14 protein-coding genes are annotated in these 15448 nt (G+C 73.8%); 9 read left to right on the top strand and 5 right to left on the bottom strand.

The genetic code is table 11. The annotated features are described in order from the left end of the window. Positions 1 to 3: 3 nt before the first annotated feature. Positions 4 to 957, top strand: a complete 954-nt coding sequence (locus ACWEJ6_RS07700) for an aldo/keto reductase (RefSeq protein ID WP_452422197.1) — start codon at positions 4 to 6, stop codon at positions 955 to 957. Next, positions 954 to 3218, top strand: coding sequence for an arylsulfatase (locus ACWEJ6_RS07695; RefSeq protein WP_452422195.1), 2265 nt, complete (start codon positions 954 to 956; stop codon positions 3216 to 3218). Before ACWEJ6_RS07700 ends, ACWEJ6_RS07695 begins: the two co-directional genes overlap by 4 nt. 4 nt (positions 3219 to 3222) lie before the next feature. On the opposite strand, the gene ACWEJ6_RS07690 is transcribed toward ACWEJ6_RS07695, so the two are convergent. Next, entirely contained in the window at positions 3223 to 4548 is a 1326-nt protein-coding gene (locus ACWEJ6_RS07690) for a glutamine synthetase family protein (RefSeq protein ID WP_452422193.1), read from the bottom strand. Between the two features lie 127 nt (positions 4549 to 4675). Between ACWEJ6_RS07690 and ACWEJ6_RS07685 the strand changes: the two genes are divergently transcribed. From ACWEJ6_RS07685 to ACWEJ6_RS07670, 4 genes are read left to right on the top strand one after another with little or no spacing between them, the layout of a single operon-like run. Further along, a complete protein-coding gene (locus ACWEJ6_RS07685; protein ID WP_452422191.1) occupies positions 4676 to 5482 on the top strand; it encodes an acetoacetate decarboxylase family protein in 807 nt (268 codons plus the stop codon). Positions 5483 to 5507: 25 nt separating this feature from the next. After that, entirely contained in the window at positions 5508 to 6968 is a 1461-nt protein-coding gene (locus ACWEJ6_RS07680; RefSeq protein ID WP_452422189.1) for an aldehyde dehydrogenase, read from the top strand. After that, the gene (locus tag ACWEJ6_RS07675) at positions 6961 to 7869 is read left to right on the top strand and encodes a 3,4-dihydroxyphenylacetate 2,3-dioxygenase (protein WP_452422187.1); all 909 of its coding nucleotides are present in this window, start codon (positions 6961 to 6963) and stop codon (positions 7867 to 7869) included. The genes ACWEJ6_RS07680 and ACWEJ6_RS07675 overlap by 8 nt, the downstream gene beginning before the upstream one ends. After that, positions 7862 to 8710: a fumarylacetoacetate hydrolase family protein gene (locus ACWEJ6_RS07670; RefSeq protein WP_387672920.1), complete on the top strand. Its 849-nt coding sequence runs from the start codon at positions 7862 to 7864 to the stop codon at positions 8708 to 8710. The genes ACWEJ6_RS07675 and ACWEJ6_RS07670 overlap by 8 nt, the downstream gene beginning before the upstream one ends. 84 nt (positions 8711 to 8794) lie before the next feature. Here the strand turns inward: ACWEJ6_RS07670 and ACWEJ6_RS07665 are convergent, their stop codons facing one another. The 3 genes from ACWEJ6_RS07665 to ACWEJ6_RS07655 are packed head-to-tail and all read right to left on the bottom strand — an operon-like array spanning position 8795 to position 11455. Beyond that, positions 8795 to 9259, bottom strand: coding sequence for a GNAT family N-acetyltransferase (locus tag ACWEJ6_RS07665; RefSeq protein ID WP_452422184.1), 465 nt, complete (start codon positions 9257 to 9259; stop codon positions 8795 to 8797). Then, on the bottom strand, positions 9237 to 9980 hold the full coding sequence (locus ACWEJ6_RS07660) for a gamma-glutamyl-gamma-aminobutyrate hydrolase family protein (RefSeq protein ID WP_452422182.1): 744 nt from the start codon (positions 9978 to 9980) through the stop codon (positions 9237 to 9239). The genes ACWEJ6_RS07665 and ACWEJ6_RS07660 overlap by 23 nt, the downstream gene beginning before the upstream one ends. After that, entirely contained in the window at positions 9977 to 11455 is a 1479-nt protein-coding gene (locus tag ACWEJ6_RS07655) for an aldehyde dehydrogenase (protein ID WP_452422180.1), read from the bottom strand. Before ACWEJ6_RS07655 ends, ACWEJ6_RS07660 begins: the two co-directional genes overlap by 4 nt. A 227-nt stretch (positions 11456 to 11682) precedes the next feature. On the opposite strand from ACWEJ6_RS07655, the gene ACWEJ6_RS07650 reads away from it, so the two are divergent. Next, positions 11683 to 12309 carry a hypothetical protein gene (locus ACWEJ6_RS07650; RefSeq protein ID WP_452422178.1) on the top strand — a complete coding sequence of 209 codons (627 nt, stop codon included), beginning with the start codon at positions 11683 to 11685 and terminating at the stop codon, positions 12307 to 12309. Positions 12310 to 12362: 53 nt separating this feature from the next. On the opposite strand, the gene ACWEJ6_RS07645 is transcribed toward ACWEJ6_RS07650, so the two are convergent. Further along, positions 12363 to 13280 (bottom strand): polysaccharide deacetylase family protein, encoded by a 918-nt coding sequence (locus tag ACWEJ6_RS07645; protein WP_452422176.1) that lies wholly within the window; start codon positions 13278 to 13280, stop codon positions 12363 to 12365. Positions 13281 to 13489: 209 nt separating this feature from the next. On the opposite strand from ACWEJ6_RS07645, the gene ACWEJ6_RS07640 reads away from it, so the two are divergent. Together ACWEJ6_RS07640 and ACWEJ6_RS07635 are read left to right on the top strand one after the other, a co-directional pair. Further along, positions 13490 to 14668, top strand: a complete 1179-nt coding sequence (locus ACWEJ6_RS07640; RefSeq protein ID WP_452422174.1) for an Ig-like domain-containing protein — start codon at positions 13490 to 13492, stop codon at positions 14666 to 14668. A gap of 81 nt (positions 14669 to 14749) precedes the next feature. Continuing rightward, positions 14750 to 15439: a hypothetical protein gene (locus ACWEJ6_RS07635; protein WP_358292460.1), complete on the top strand. Its 690-nt coding sequence runs from the start codon at positions 14750 to 14752 to the stop codon at positions 15437 to 15439. Positions 15440 to 15448: the final 9 nt, after the last annotated feature.

The raw sequence follows: 15448 nt of genomic DNA, 5'->3' as shown, positions 1-15448 counted from the left end.
GCCGTGCAGACCATCCCGCGCCGCCGCATCGGCCGCACCGGACCGGAGACGGGCGTGCTCGCGCTCGGCTCCTGGCACACCTACGACCGCATGGACTTCCACGACGCGGTCGCCATGATCCGCGAGGCCGTGGACCGCGGCATCGACCTGTTCGACGTCGGCGTCTACGGCTTCCCCGGCATGCCGCCCGTGTTCACCGACGTGATCTTCTCGGCCCTGGTGCGCGCGGCCGGGCTGCGCCGCGAGGACTACCTGCTCTCCTCCAAGCTGTGGCTGGAGGGTTATCCGGAGCACAGCCTGCGCGACCAGCTGCTCAACGCCCTGTTCCGGGCCGGCGCCGACCACGCCGACCTCGTGGTGCTCGGCGACCTGCGGCACGACGGCGTGGACCTGCACCGGCTCGTCCTCGACCTGGCCGGCCTGGCGAAGGAGGGCCTGATCCGGAGCTGGGGCGTCAACAACTGGTCGGCGTCGAACGTGCAGACGCTCATCGACGCCGCCGCCGGCGAGGGCGTCGAGGGCCCGGCCATCGCGCAGCTGAAGTACAGCGTCTCGCGCCGCTCGATCCCCGACGGCGTGCCGTTCGCCCGCATCTTCGCCCAGGGCGTCACGCTGCAGTCCTCCGACGTGCTGGAGGGCGGCGTGCTGCTGGGCAAGGGCGTGGACCGGCAGGTCGGCCGCGACCCCGGCGGCATCAGGGAGCGCATCGCGGCCTCGGCGGCCGAGCTGGCCGCGATCGCCGCCGACCTGGACGCCACCCCGGCGCAGGTGTGCGTGGCCTTCACGCTCACCCACCCGGCCAACACCACCACCCTGTTCGGCGCGACCAGCCTGGAGCAGCTGCGCGACAACCTGGCGGCCGTGGAGCTGGTCGAGCGGGTCGGCGCCGAGGAGCTGCGGGCGCTGGTGGCGCCGCTGTGGGCCGACCGGGACGCCGTCGATCCGGAGGGGCCGTGAGCACGCCGCCGAGCAGGGGGTACGAGGGCTTCGGCGGCACGGCCCGCGAGCTGGCCTCGCAGTCCACGCCCTGGTGGCCGCGGCCGCGGCGGGCGCGTCCCGGAGCGCCCAACGTGGTGGTCGTGCTGGTGGACGACCTGGGGTTCAGCGACCTGTCGCCGTTCGGGTCGGAGATCGACACGCCGCACGTGCAGGCGCTGGCCGAGTCGGGCTACCGGTTCAGCAACTACCACAGCACCCCGCTCTGCTCGCCCTCCAGGGCCGCCCTGATGACCGGGCTCAACCCGCACCGGGCCGGGTTCGCGATGGTGGCCCACGTCGACCCGGGCTATCCCGGCTACCGGATGGAGATCCCGCGGGAGGTGCCCACGCTGGCCGAGTCGTTCCGGGCCGGCGGGTACGCGACGTTCATGGTCGGCAAGTGGCACCTGACCATCGAGTCCAAGCTGCACGACGGCGCCGACAAGAGCTCCTGGCCGCTCCAGCGCGGCTTCGACCGCTACTACGGCTCCATGGACGGCTTCACGTCCCTGTTCCACCCGCACCGCCTGATCAGCGACAACGGCCCGATCCCCGACGAGGGCTTTCCGGACGACTTCTACCTGACCGACGCCCTCACCGACCGCGCCATCGGCATGATCAACGGCCTGCGCGCCAACGACGCCGACAAGCCGTTCTTCCTCTACTTCGCCCACCAGGCCGTGCACGGCCCGGTGCAGGCCAAGCCGGCCGACGTCGCCAAGTACCGCGGCCGCTACGACGCGGGCTGGGCCAGGATCCGCGAGGAACGCTTCGCCCGCCAGCTCCGCGACGGCCTCTTCCCCGAGGGCACCCGGCCGTCCGACCCGGACCTGGCGCCGTGGGAGGAGCGCACCGAGCTGTACGCCCGCCACATGGAGGTCTACGCCGCCGCCGTGGACGCCGTGGACCAGAGCCTCGGCCGGCTGGTCGAGCACCTCAAGCGCATCGGCGAGTACGACAACACCGTCATCGTCGTCACCAGCGACAACGGCGCGACCGCCGAGGGCGGCCCCGAGGGCACCCGCAGCTACCTCAGCCGCTTCGTGCGCCTGGCCGGCCTGCCCGACGACTGGTGCCACGACGTGCCGCGCGACCTCGACCTCGTCGGCGGCCCCCAGGTCCACGGCCACTACCCGCGCGGCTGGGGGAACGTCTCCAACACCCCGTTCCGCCTTTACAAGGGCCACGCCTACGCGGGCGGCATCCACGTGCCGTTCGTGTTGTCGTGGCCGGCCGGGCTGCCCAGGCAGGCCGGCGACCCGGGCGTGCGCGACCAGTACGCCTACGTCACCGACGTCGCGCCCACCCTCCTCACGCTGGCCGGCCTGGAGCTTCCCGAGGACGTGGACGGCGTGCCGTTCGACCACTTCCTGCGCGAGCGCGACCGGCCGAGCCGGCACCGCTCGCAGTACGTCGAGAGCGGCGGGCAGCGCGGCTACTTCGAGGACCACTACAAGCTCATCGCCCCGCACCTGCCCGGCACGCCGTTCACCGACGACGGCTGGGAGCTGTACGACATCGCCCGCGACCCGGCCGAGACCACCGACCTGGCCGCCGAGCAGCCGGAACGGGTGGCCGACCTGGCCGCGAAGTGGCGGGCGGCGGCCTGGCTCAACACGGTCTTCCCGCTGGCCGACACGCCGGACATGCTCAACACCCGGCCGCCGGCCGAGCTGGCGCTGTCGGAGCCGGTCACGATCCACCCGGGCACCCCGGTGCTGGAACGGTTCCGGTCGAGCAGGCTCACCGCCCTGCGGTCGTTCACGATCGAGGCGTGGCTGGAGCGGCGGCCGGGCGACGAGGGCGTGATCGTGGCCCACGGCGACCAGGGCGGCGGCTACGTCCTGTACGTCGAGGACGGCGAGCTGCGGCTGACGTACAACGCCTACGGCGTGCCGGTGCGGGCGGCCGGTCCGATCCCGGCGGCGGGGCCGGTGACCGTCACGGCCCGCTTCACGGCGCTGCCGGAGGTGCGCTGGGACGTCGAGGTGCTGGTGGACGACAAGCCGGTGCTGGCCGTCGAGCGGGTCCCGCAACTGCTCGGCATGGCCCCCTTCACCGGCATCAGCGTCGGCTTCGACTACGGCGGCCCGGTGGACTGGGAGCTGCACGAGCGCCGGGGCGTGTTCCGCTACCGGCGCGGCCTGGACCGGGTGCGGTACGTCCCGGGGGAGAAGGCGCCCTACAACCCGGAGATCATCGCGCTGGCCGAGGACCTGGCGCAGCGCGCGATCGAATGACGGGTCACAGGTGGTAGGCGTACTCGCCGAACTCCCAGTCGGTGACGTGCCGCTGGAAGCGGGCGACCTCGTCGCGCTTGTAGGCCAGGAAGGCGGCGGTGAAGTCCTTGCCGAGCAGCTCGGTGAGCTCGCCGTCGGCCTCCAGGGCGTCCAGGGCCTCGGGCAGGGTCATCGGCAGCACCGGGGCCTTGGAGGCGTCGTAGCCGTACCCGACGAGCGGCGCGGGCGGCTCCTGGGCCGCCCGCACCCCCAGCAGCGCGGCGGCCGCGGTCCCGGCGACCAGCAGGTACGGGTTGGCGCTGGCGTCGCCGAGCCGCAGCTCGAAGCGGGCGCCCGCGCCGCGCTCCGGCGGGACGCGGAGCATCGCGCTGCGGTTGTCGAGCCCCCAGTCGACGAGCCAGGGGGCCAGCGTGTCGGGGCCGAACCGCTTGTAGGAGTTGACCGTCGGGTTGGCCAGCGCCGCCAGCGCGGGGGCGTGGGCCAGTACGCCCGCGATCGCGTGCCGCGCGGTCGCCGACAGCCCGTACGGCGCGGCCGGGTCGTCGAAGGCGTTGCCGCCGTCCTCGCCCAGGCACGACAGGTGCAGGTGGAACCCCGACCCGCCCTCGTCGTTGAACGGCTTGGCCATGAACGTCGCCAGCCTGCCCTCCACCCGCGCCAGCTCCTTGACCGCGGCCTTGAACCAGAAGGCCCGGTCGGCCGCGTCGAGCGCCTCGGAGTGCCGCAGGTTGATCTCGAACTGGCCGCTGCTGAACTCGTGGTTGCCGGCCGTCACGCCGAGGCCGAGGTCGCGCAGGTGCCGCAGCGTGCGGGTGAGGTGGCTGTCGGGGTCGCCGCGGCGGCCGGCGGTGTAGACGTTGCCGGTGGCCTCGGCGTAGCGCTGCCAGCCGCCCGCGGGGGCCGGGTCGCACAGGAAGTACTCCAGCTCGGGCCCGACGACCGGGCGCAGGCCCTGCTCGGCGCACCGGGCCAGCACGGCGCGCAGCAGGTCGCGGGGCGACTCGGGGGCCGCGGCGCCGGTGGCCGGGTCGACGACGTCGCCGTGGCACCAGGCCACGCCGGGCTCCCACGGCAGCGGCGCGAGCGTGGCCAGGTCGGGAACGACGGCGATGTCGGGCAGCCCCGCGTCCAGGCCGCCGCTGATGTCGGCGGTGCCGCCGCGCGGGGTGGAGTGGTAGACGGCGCGGCAGAAGGCGAGGCCGTGACCGAGGGCGTCGGGCAGCGCCTCCAGCAGGACGTCGCGGGCGCGGTCGGTCCCGGTCAGGTCGGGGTAGGTCACGCGGACCACGTCGACGCCCCGCTCGGTCAGGCGGTCGATGTGCTGCTGCACCGGTCTCTCCTAGGGTCGTTTGACGCCAAACGTAACGGCCCCGTATTGGCTGCCGCAAGAGCTGTTGACCGATCGGCCTGGATGTTCATATTTTATTTGGGACCAAACGAGTTCCAGGAGGACCATCTTGGCCGGCGTCCGCGGCTACTTCCATCCCAAGACGGCCACGGGCCGCTCGTCCCTCGTCCCGGAGCCGCCCTGGCACTACTCCGGCGACCTGCTCACGATCGAGTACCGCACCGACCCCGGCCGGGTGCGTGAGCTGCTGCCCGAGCCGCTGGAACTCGCCGCCGAGGACCCGGGCGCGGTCGCGCTCATCTGGGCCGACTGGCAGTCCTGCGCCGCCTCCGGCGAGGAGCTGCTGGACCCGGTGCGCTCGCAGTACAAGGAGGCGTTCGCCGTCGTCCGGTGCTCCTACCGGGGGCGGACCTACTCCAGGTGCGTCTACATCTGGGTGGACAAGGACTTCGCCCTCGCCAGGGGGGTGCACCAGGGCTATCCGAAGAAGCTGGGGTCGATCCACCAGACCAGGCCGCACCCGTACGGCCCCGCGCCGCGCATCGAGGCGGGCGCCCGGTTCGGCGCGACGCTGGCCGCCGCCGACCGCCGCCTGGCCCAGGCCGTGGTGACCCTGCGCGAGCCGTCGCCGCACAACGGGTTCGTCAACGGACACCCCATGGCCCACCACCGCTGGCTGCCCGCCATCGGCAAGGGCGGCGGGCTGGCGCTCGACGAGCTGGTCGAGTCCGGTGCCGCCGCCTTCGAGGCCGGCCAGGCGTGGGCGGGCGACGCCGAGCTGGAGCTGTTCGACGCCCCCACCGAGGAGCTGTCCCGGCTGGCCGTCCGCGAGCCCATCGGCGCCTACTTCCGCCAGGTCGGCGTGGTGTGGGACGGCGGCACGCTGCTGGAATCCGGCACCTCCGGCGCGCACTAGCCCCTTGAGATTGGAAGCACCCGACATGTCCGAACAGATCACCGTCGCCGGGGTCACCGTCGACACCCGCCACTGGATCGGCGGCCGGCGCGTCGCCTCCGCGCGCACGTTCACCGACCTCTCGCCCATCGACGGCGCCGCGCTCGGCGAGATCGCCCGCGGCGGCCCCGACGAGGTGCACGCCGCCGTCACCGCCGCCCAGGACGCCTTCCCCGGCTGGGCCGCCACCCCGCGCGCGGGCCGGGCCGCCGTGCTGCGGGCCATCGCCGACGGCGTCGAGAAGCGGCTGGAGGAGCTGGCCGCCGTCGAGACCCGCGACAACGGCGCCCTGCTGCGCTCGCACCGCCGCGGCGTCATGCCGCGCGTGGCGCACAACTTCCGCTTCTTCGCCGACTGGCTGGAGGGCCTCGGCCATGACGACTTCGACACCCGCGGCCACGCCAACCACGTCTCCTGGGACCCGGCCGGCCCCTGCGCCCTGATCACGCCGTGGAACGCGCCGCTCATGCTGGCCACCTGGAAGATCGCCCCCGCGCTCGCCGCCGGGAACACGGTGGTGCTCAAGCCCGCCGAGTGGTCGCCGCTCACCGCCTCCCTGCTGGCCGACGTCGCCGCCGCGGCCGGGCTGCCGAACGGCGTGTTCAACGTCGTCCAGGGGTTCGGCGAGGAGGCCGGGCAGGCCCTGGTCGAGCACCACGGCGTGCGCCGCGTCAGCTTCACCGGCTCGGTGCCGACCGCGCGGCGCATCGCCCGCTCGGCCGCCGCCAACCTCACCCCGCTCAGCCTGGAGCTGGGCGGCAAGTCGCCGCTGCTGGTCTTCGCCGACGCCGACCTCGACCTCGCCGTGGACCTGGCCGTCGAGCAGTACGACAACGCCGGGCAGGTCTGCCTGGCCGCCACCCGGCTGCTGGTCGAGGCGCCGATCGCCGAGGAGTTCGTCCGCCGTTTCACCGAGCGGGCCACGGCCCTGGTCCAGGGCGACCCGCGCGACGAGGCCACCGACGTCGGCCCCAACATCCACCCGCGCCAGGTGGAGAAGATCGACGGGTTCGTCCGGCGGGCCCTCGCGGCCGGGGCGCGCGCCGTCATCGGCGGCGAGCGCGGCGACGGCCTGTACTACCGGCCCACCCTGCTCACCGACGTGGCCCAGGACAGCGAGATCGTCCAGGAGGAGGTCTTCGGCCCGGTGCTGACGCTGCAGACGTTCGAGACCGAGGAGGAGGCCGTCCGGCTGGCCAACGACACCCGCTTCGGCCTGGCCGCCACCGTCGCGACCGGCGACCGCGACCGCGCCCGCCGGGTCACCGGACGGCTGGTGGCGGGCACGGTGTGGGTCAACTGCTTCTTCGTGCGCGACCTGCGCGCGCCCTTCGGCGGCTCCCGCGAGTCCGGCGTCGGCCGCGAGGGCGGCACCTGGAGCTTCGACTTCTACTGCGACCTGAAGAACACCGTCACCGCGCCGAAGGGCTGGAACGACCATGGGTGAGATCGTCGGCGCGGGCCTGCTCGCGCACGTCCCCACCATCGTGCTGCCCGAGCCCACCCGGCTGGAGCTGAACGAGGGCAAGGAGATCACCCTCGTCACCGGCCTGCGCGAGCTGCGCCGGGACGTCTTCGAGCGCGACGACTACGACACCGTCGTGGTGCTGGACTCCCACTGGGCCACCACGGTCGAGTTCGTGGTCACCGCCCAGGCGCGCCGGGCCGGGCTGTACACCTCCGAGGAGCTGCCGCGCGGCATGTGCCGGATGCCGTACGACTTCCCCGGCGACCCCGAGCTGGCCCGCAACGTGGCCTCCTTCGCGGGCCGGCACGGCACCTGGATCACCCCCATCGACGACGAGTACCTGCCGATCTACTACGCCACCACCAACCTGTGGAAGTACCTCGGCGAGGGCCTGCCCGGCAAACGCTGGGTGAGCATCGGCGTCTGCCAGACCGGCGACATGGAGGACCACCTGCGGCTCGGCCGCGCGCTGGCCGACGGCGTCGCGGCCACCGACCGGCGGGTGCTGGTGATCGCCTCCGGCGCGCTGTCGCACACGTTCTGGCCGCTGCGCGAGCTGCGCGAGCACGAGTCCAGCGACCCGCGGCACGTCTTCACCCCCGAGGCCCGCGCCGCCGACCTGCGACGCATCGAATGGTTCCGGCAGGGCCGGCACGACGAGGTCCTGCGCACGATGCCGGAGTTCCGGACGTACAAGCCCGAGGCCCGCTTCCACCACTACGTCATGCTGGCCGGCGCCCTCGGCGAGGAGCGCTGCACGGCCCCCGCCCGCCAGTACGGCCAGTACGAGAACTCCGTCGGCACCGGCCAGGCCCTGCTCTGGTTCGACCGCCCGTCCGGCGGCTGGACCGCACCCCGACAGGAGAACGCCCATGCCTGAGTACCGCCGCGTCCTGCTGGACGGCGCCGTCACCGAGACCGTCCGCGACGGGGACGAGCTCGTCGCCGCGGACGGCCGCCGGATCGGCGCCGACGAGGCCGCGCACCTGCCGCCGGTCGTCCCCACGAAGATCATCGCGGTGCACCTGAACCACCGCAGCCGGGTCGAGGAGTTCCGGACCCGGCTGCCGGACGCGCCGACCTACTTCCACAAGCCCACCTCCTCGCTCAACTCCCACCGGGGCGCGGTCGTGCGGCCCGAGGGCTGCAAGTGGCTCAACTACGAGGGCGAGATCGCCATCGTCATCGGCCGGACCTGCCGCAACATCGCCCCCTCCGAGGCCGGCGCGCACATCGCGGGCTACACCGTGGCCAACGACTTCGGGCTGCACGACTTCCGCGACACCGACGCCGGCTCGATGCTGCGCGTCAAGGGCTCCGACACGCTCTGCCCGCTCGGCCCCGGCCTGGTGACCGGCTGGGACTTCCGCGGCAAACGCCTGCGTACGTACGTCAACGGCGAGGTCGTCCAGGACGGCAACACCGACGAGATGACCTGGGACATGCACTACCTGGTCGCCGACATCGCCCGGACGATCACCCTCTTCCCCGGCGACGTGCTGCTGTCGGGCACCCCGGCGGGCTCGCGGCCCGTCCGGCCGGGGGACGTGGTCGAGGTCGAGGCCGAAGGGCTCGGCCGGCTGACCAACCACGTCGTGACCGGGCCGGTGCCGATCCGCTCCGACGTCGGCGCGCAGCCGACGGAGTCGGAGGAGGTGCGCTCGACCGCCCTCGGCGGCGACTGGGAGTTCCGCGGCATCCGCCCACCACACCGCCCGTAGCGTCGGGGGCGGCGGCCCGCCGCTGGTGAGCCGCGGGGCGCCTGTGAGCGTCCGGGAGGCGGCGGCCCGTCGTCCCCCGGAGGTTCACAGGGGGTGGCTGAGGATGCGGCGGCCCTCGTCGCGGAAGCCGCGCCTGCCGTAGTAGGCGAACAGGTGGCTCACGTCGGCGCCGTTCGGGGCGATCACGATCTCCAGGGCCGTGCAGCCCTGGGCGGCGGCCCACCGGCGGCTGTCCTCGATCAGCCGCTCCGCCTCGCCCCGCCGCCGCGCCTCCGGCACGACGAACAGGTCCTCCAGCTCGGCGTACAGCCCCTGCTCCAGCCCGAACGTGGTCGTGGTGATGCCGAACGCGACCAGCCGGCCCTCGCCCCCGCCCCCGCCTTCGCCCTCGCTCTCGCTCACCGCGACCCGGACGCCGGGCGCGGCGATCAGCCTGGCGAGGTTGGCCTTCAGCGTCTGCGCCGGGGTGGTGAAGCCGTCCTCGGCGTAGAAGGCGACGGCGAGGTCGTGGAGTGCGGGCAGGTCCTCAGGGACGGCGGCGCGGATCATGACAGCCATGATGCCCCGACTCGCGGACGAGCGCGTCGAACAGGGCCTGCTGGGCCGGATCGCGATGTGCGGTGTCCTCGGGATGCCACTGCACGGCGGCGAACCAGCCGGGCGCGCCGTCGAGCTCAAGGGCCTCCACCGTGCCGTCGGCGGCGTGCGCGGCGGGGGACAGGCCGTCGCCGAGCCGCTCGACCCGCTGGTGGTGGAAGCAGGACGCCTCCACCTTCGCCGTCCCGGCCGCGCGTTCCAGCAGGGTGCCGGGGCGCAGCGACACCGGGTGCACGACGTGCCGGTGGCCGCCCTCGGGGCCGCCCATGTCCTGCTCCAGCGTGCCGCCGAGGGCCACGTTGACGACCTGGAGGCCGCGGCAGATCGCCAGCGTGGGCAGTCCGGCGGCCAGGGCGTGGCGGGCCAGGGCCAGGTCGAAGGCGTCCTGGTCGTCGTCCACGTCGTAGACGTCCTGGTGGGTGTCGGGGGCGCCGTAGCGGTGGGGGGCGACGTCGCCGCCGCCGGGCAGGAGCAGGCCGTCGAACCTGGCCATCCGGGCCGCCGCGCCGTCGGTGCCGTCGGTGCCGTCGGTGCCCGCCGGGTGGATGGTCGCCGGTTCGCCGCCCGCCCGCCACACGGCCTCCACCAGGGCGCGGGCGCTCACCTCGGCGGCATAGCGCAGGGCCGAGGCGGTGGCGGAGAAGCGGGCGGGGATCGCGATCAGCGGTCTCACAGCTGGATCCAGGTGGTCTTGAGCTCGGTGTACTTCTCCAGCGCGTGCGCCGACTTGTCGCGGCCGTTGCCCGACTGCCGCATGCCGCCGAAGGGCACGGTCAGGTCGCCCTCCTCGTAGCAGTTGACCCAGACGGTGCCCGCCCTCAGCGCGCGGGCGACGCGGTGCGCGGTGCCCAGGTCGGAGGTCCACAGGCCGGCCGCGAGGCCGTACTCGGTGTCGTTGGCCAGGCGGACGGCCTCCTCGACGTCGTCGAAGGCCAGCACGGACAGCACCGGGCCGAAGATCTCCTCCCTGGCCAGCCGGGAGCCGGGGTCCACCCGGTCGAAGACGGTGGGTTCGAGGTAGGCGCCGCCGGTGCCGGCCAGGATCCGGCCGCCGCCCGTACGCAGCCGCGCGCCCTCGGCGAGACCGGCCTCGACGTGGCCGCGCACCCGTTCCAGGTGGGCCTCGCCGACCAGGGCGCCCATCTCCGTGGCCGGGTCGAGCGGGTCGCCGACGCGCAGCGCGCGGGCGCGGGCGATCACGGCCTCCGTCACCCGGTCGGCCACCGACCGGTGGACCAGCAGGCGGGACGGCGCGGTGCACATCTCGCCCTGGTTGAAGAAGATGCCCCAGGCGGCGGTGGCCGCGGCGGCCTCCAGGTCGGGGGCGTCGGGAAGGATGATGTTGGGCGACTTGCCGCCCAGCTCCAGCCACACGCGCTTGAGGTTGGAGTCGGCCGAGTAACGCAGGAAGTGCCGCCCGACGGCGGTGGAGCCGGTGAAGGCCAGCACGTCCACGCCGGGGTGCAGGCCGAGCGCCCGCCCGGCGGTGGGGCCGTCGCCGGCGACCACGTTGAGCACGCCCGGCGGCAGCCCCGCCTCGGTGGCCAGCCGTCCCAGCTCCAGGGCCGACAGCGGCGACAGCTCCGACGGCTTCAGCACGACCGTGCACCCCGCGGCCAGGGCGGGGGCCACCTTCCACGAGGCCAGCGTGAGCGGGAAGTTCCACGGCACGACCGCGCCGACGACCCCGGCGGGCTCGCGGGTGACCAGGGCGAGGGCGTCGGCGGGCACGTGCGGGGCCTCGTCGGCCAGCTTGCCGGCCAGCTCGCCGTACCAGCGGAAGGTGGTGATCGCGGCGCGCAGCTCGATGTCGTGCGCGTCGGTGATCGGCTTGCCCATCTCCAGGCTGACGAGCAGCGCCAGGTGCTCGCGCCGCTCCTCGATCAGGGACGCCAGCCGCACCAGCGCCCGCCCGCGCTCGGCGGGCGCCATCCGCGGCCACGGCCCGGAGTCGAACGCCCGCCGCGCCGCCGACACCGCGAGCCCGACCTCCGCCTCGCCGCCGTCGGCCACCTCGGCCAGCACCCGGCCGTCGCGCGGCGAGCGCACCGTGAAGGACGCGCCGCCGGGCTCGTCGGCGCCGTCGATGTGGTGCGCGGACGGCGGCGTGACCGCCGCGGCCCGGCTCAGCCACTCCTCGTGGGTCACGACGCGCCCCGCTCCCCGGCGGCCACCGCTTGTTCGGTGGCGAACGTCTGGTCGAGCGTCGGCATGTCGCCGTTGACCGGCATCGTCGGCCCTTCTGTCGCGGACGGGTGCTCCGAAAATGTACGGTCCCAAACGATTAGTCGTCAATGGCCCGCCGCCGCGTGCGGGGAACCCGGCCCGGTGGCCCGCTCGTTGGCCGGTCGTCACTCCGAGTCCGTGGAGGATCCTTGTTACGACTCGCCTGCCTCGCGCTCGTCGCCGTCCTGGCCACCGGCTGCACCGTCGCCGACACCGGTCCGCCGGCCGCGCCGGAGGAGACCGAAGAGGTCATCGACGACGAGCCCGACGGCGAGTCCGACGCCGCGGCGCAGGACGAGTCCGCCCGCATCGCCGTCTGCGTGGACACCGGCACGCAGGCCAGGGCCGACTACCGCCCGTGCGAGGACGAGCGCCGGGGCTACGCCTGGTACTTCTACGCCGGCGACGCCACCGTCCCCGCGGTGGGCGAGCGGGCCGACGGCGGCACCTACGAGGACCCCGGGGACGACGAGCTCACCAAGGCGTCGCCGCAGGGCGGCCCCGGCGCGGAGACCGCCATCGAGACGCCCTCGGAGTGGGTCGAGGTGTGCGTCGCGAAGCCGTCCCGGCGGCGCGTGGTCAACAACTTCTGCGAGGACCGGCAGGGCGGCTACGGCTGGTACTACATCGCCATCGACGGCCGCGTGCCGCCCGTCGGCCAGCGGGCCGACAACGGCGCCTTCAGGTTCTACGGCGGCGACAGCTACCGGGCCCGCGAGTCGGGCGGCGACGCGGCGGACGCCGCGATCGGCTACGAGGAGACCGTCGAGGAGTAGGGCCCACCGGCCGAGGGGCGAGGGGCGAGGGGCGAGGGCCGGGACGCGCCCGCCTACCTGGGGCCGCCGGAGAGCCGGCGGGCGTTGTGGACGACCTTCGGCGGCCGGCCGCCGAACAGCTCGCTGACCGTGACGAACCGGTAGCCGCGGGCGGACAGGCCCTTCAGCACCCGCGGGAGGGCCTTGACCGTGGTCGGGTGGATGTCGTGGAACAGGATGACGCTGCCGGGGCGGACCCGCTTGAGCGAGACGCGGGCCACCCTGGCGCTGTCGCGGTAGCGCCAGTCGAGGGTGTCCACGCTCCACAGGACCAGCGGCCGGTGCGCCTGCCGCCGCACGTCGCCGTCCGTCGCGCCGTACGGGGGGCGCACCAGGCCGGGCACGACGCCCGCGGCCGACTTCACGGCCTGGTCGGTGCGGGCGAGCTGGGACCTGATCGCGGCCGGCGACAGCCGGGTCAGGTCGGGGTGGGACCAGGTGTGGTTGCCCAGCTCGTGCCCCGCCTCGGCCGTGCGCCGCACCACGTCGGGGTGGACGCCGACGTTCTGTCCGACGACGAAGAACGTGGCGTGGGCCTGGTACTTCGCCAGGTGACGCAGCAGCGTCCCGGTGTAGGGCCCCGGGCCGTCGTCGAAGGTGAGCGCCACACACTTGACCTTGCGGCAGTCGGGCTTGCCCGCCTCGGCGGGTTCGGCGGGTTTGGCGGGCCCCGTGGGCTCGGTGGTCTCGGTGGGCTCGGCGGACGGCCCGGTCCGGTCCGGCTTGTGGCCGGGCTTGTGGTCCTGCTTGTGGTCCTGCTTGTGGTCGGGCTTCGGCTCGGGGGAGGCCGACGGCGCAGGGTGGGTGGGGGAGGGCGTGGGATGGGCCGGGGTGGCCCCCGTGAGCGCGGTCGTGACGGCCAGTGTCGCCGCGGTCATCCCGATACCGGACAGGTACCGCTTCATGCCGCCGTTCATGACGTTCCCCCTCATGCACCACCCCCGGTGCGTCATCCCCTGAGAGCGGCCCAGAAGGACCGTTCCAGAGAGTTGGACACCAGATCCGCCCGCAAGGTTCGCAAGAGTGGTCATCGGCGGATGAAGGTTTCTCCCATGCTCATTGGGCAGAAGTGTCCGCACGTGACAGCACAGACCGTTCAATGAAGAAGTTGACGCCTTGTCAGGCACGGGAGGCATCGAGGATGCGGAACGGCCGGACCAGCACGACGCTCGCCCTCGCGGGGCTCCTGCTCGCCGGATGCGCCTCCGGCGGCGGCGGCGCCCAGCCTCCGGGCGGCCCGCGGCAGGCCGAGGGCCCGGTGGCCAAGCTCGCGATCACCCCGGCGGACGGCGCCGAGAAGGTCGCCCCCGACACGGGGATCAGCGTGCGGGTCACCGGCGGCAAGGTCACCAAGGTGACCGTCGCGGACGCCAAGGGACGCCAGGTGACCGGCTCGACGGCGGCCGACGGCACCTGGCGGCCACGGTGGCCGCTGCGCCCGGCGACGTCGTACACGGTGAGCGCGCAGGCCACCGGCACCGACGGCAAGGCCGTCACCGGGCGGTCGTCCTTCACCACGCTCAAGCCCAGGCGGGCCCTGCAGAGCGGCATGTCGCCGCTGGACGGCGAGAAGGTCGGCGTCGGGATGCCGGTCCAGCTCCTGCTGTCCCACCCGGTCACCTCCAGGCAGGCCCGCGCGGCGGTCGAGCGCTCGCTGGCGGTGGAGATGTCCGAGCCGGTCGAAGGCGCGTGGAGCTGGGTGAGCGACCGCGAGGTGCAGTTCCGGCCGCGCGAGTACTGGCCGGTGGGGGAGAAGGTCAAGGTCGTCGCCCACCTGGCCGGGCTGCGCGCGGGCGAGGACCTGTGGGGGACCAGGGACCGCAGCCTGTCCTTCACCGTCGGCCCCCGGCACGTCACCAAGGTGGACGCCGACCGCCACCGGGCCGTCGTCACCGCGGACGGCAAGGTCGTCCGGACGATCCCCGTCAGCCTCGGCAAACCCGGCGACGACAGCTACTCCGGCACCATGATCGCCCAGGAGAAGGCCGCGGAGACCGTCATGGACTCGGCCACCATCGGGGAGCCGGGCGAGTACCGGATCAAGACCAAGTGGAACGTCCGGATGACCTACAGCGGCACCTTCTTCCACGCCGCGCCCTGGTCGACGGGCGCGCAGGGCAACTCCAACGTCAGCCACGGCTGCGTCAACGCCAGCCCCGCCGACGCCCGCTGGTTCTACGACTTCACCCAGCGCGGCGACGTCATCCAGGTCACGGGCACCTCGCGCAAGCTGCGATTCGGCAACGGCCCGACCCCGTGGGCCAAGTCGTGGACGGAATGGCTCGCCGGCAGCGCCACGGGCAAACCCGTGACCGGCTAGACCGTCATCTGACGGCAGGACCTGCGCGAACATCAGAATGTCGCCTTGCCCGCGGGGGCCCGCACCACGATCATGTCGCCAATGGACGCCGACGTACCCCTGGACTACTACCTGATCTACGCCGCCGACCGTGGCCGCGGAACACTTCCCCTGGGCATCCTGGTCGAGGAGTTCGTGCTCTGCGACGACTACACCGCCGCGGGCATCGACTGCGCGGAATGGACCGCCGAGTGCGGCGAGTGGCGCGAGTCGCCCGGATCCAGCCGGGCCATCCGCGCCGACCCCGCGTTGCGCGACCGGGTGCTGCCCGTGACCCGGCGCGACGCCCGCGAGACCTACTCGATGCTCGGCGGCGGCGCGCTGCCGGAGGAGGCCGAGCTGCGGGCCTTCTTCCAGTACCGCCAGGCGCTCCCCGCCGCGGCCCCGCTCGACCTGGGCGGCTCCCCTTCGGCGCAGACCCGGCGCTACCGCATCCTGTTCGCGGGCGAGCTCGGCGAGCGCGGCCTGGCGAACGTCAGCACGGTCCTGCGCCTGGAGCCGCCGCGGGAGAACCCGCGGGCCAGGATCGCCGGCACCGCCACGGCGACCGCCGCCGGACACACCTTCACCTGGGAGCTGCGGCGTATCGGCCCCGGCATCGCCTGGTGCCTGGACGTCACCGTACGCCTGAGCGCCGGCCCGCTGGCCGCCATCGGCGCCCTGCTCCACCACCACCGGCAGGCGATCCGCGGCCAGGGTCTGATCCCGGTCACGATCGAACGCTTCGCCTGACCCCGGACA

Source organism: Nonomuraea sp. NPDC004702, from assembly GCF_053601695.1.
The sequence above is the reverse complement of the archived record's forward strand: the minus strand, read 5'-3'. Positions and strand labels throughout refer to the sequence as shown.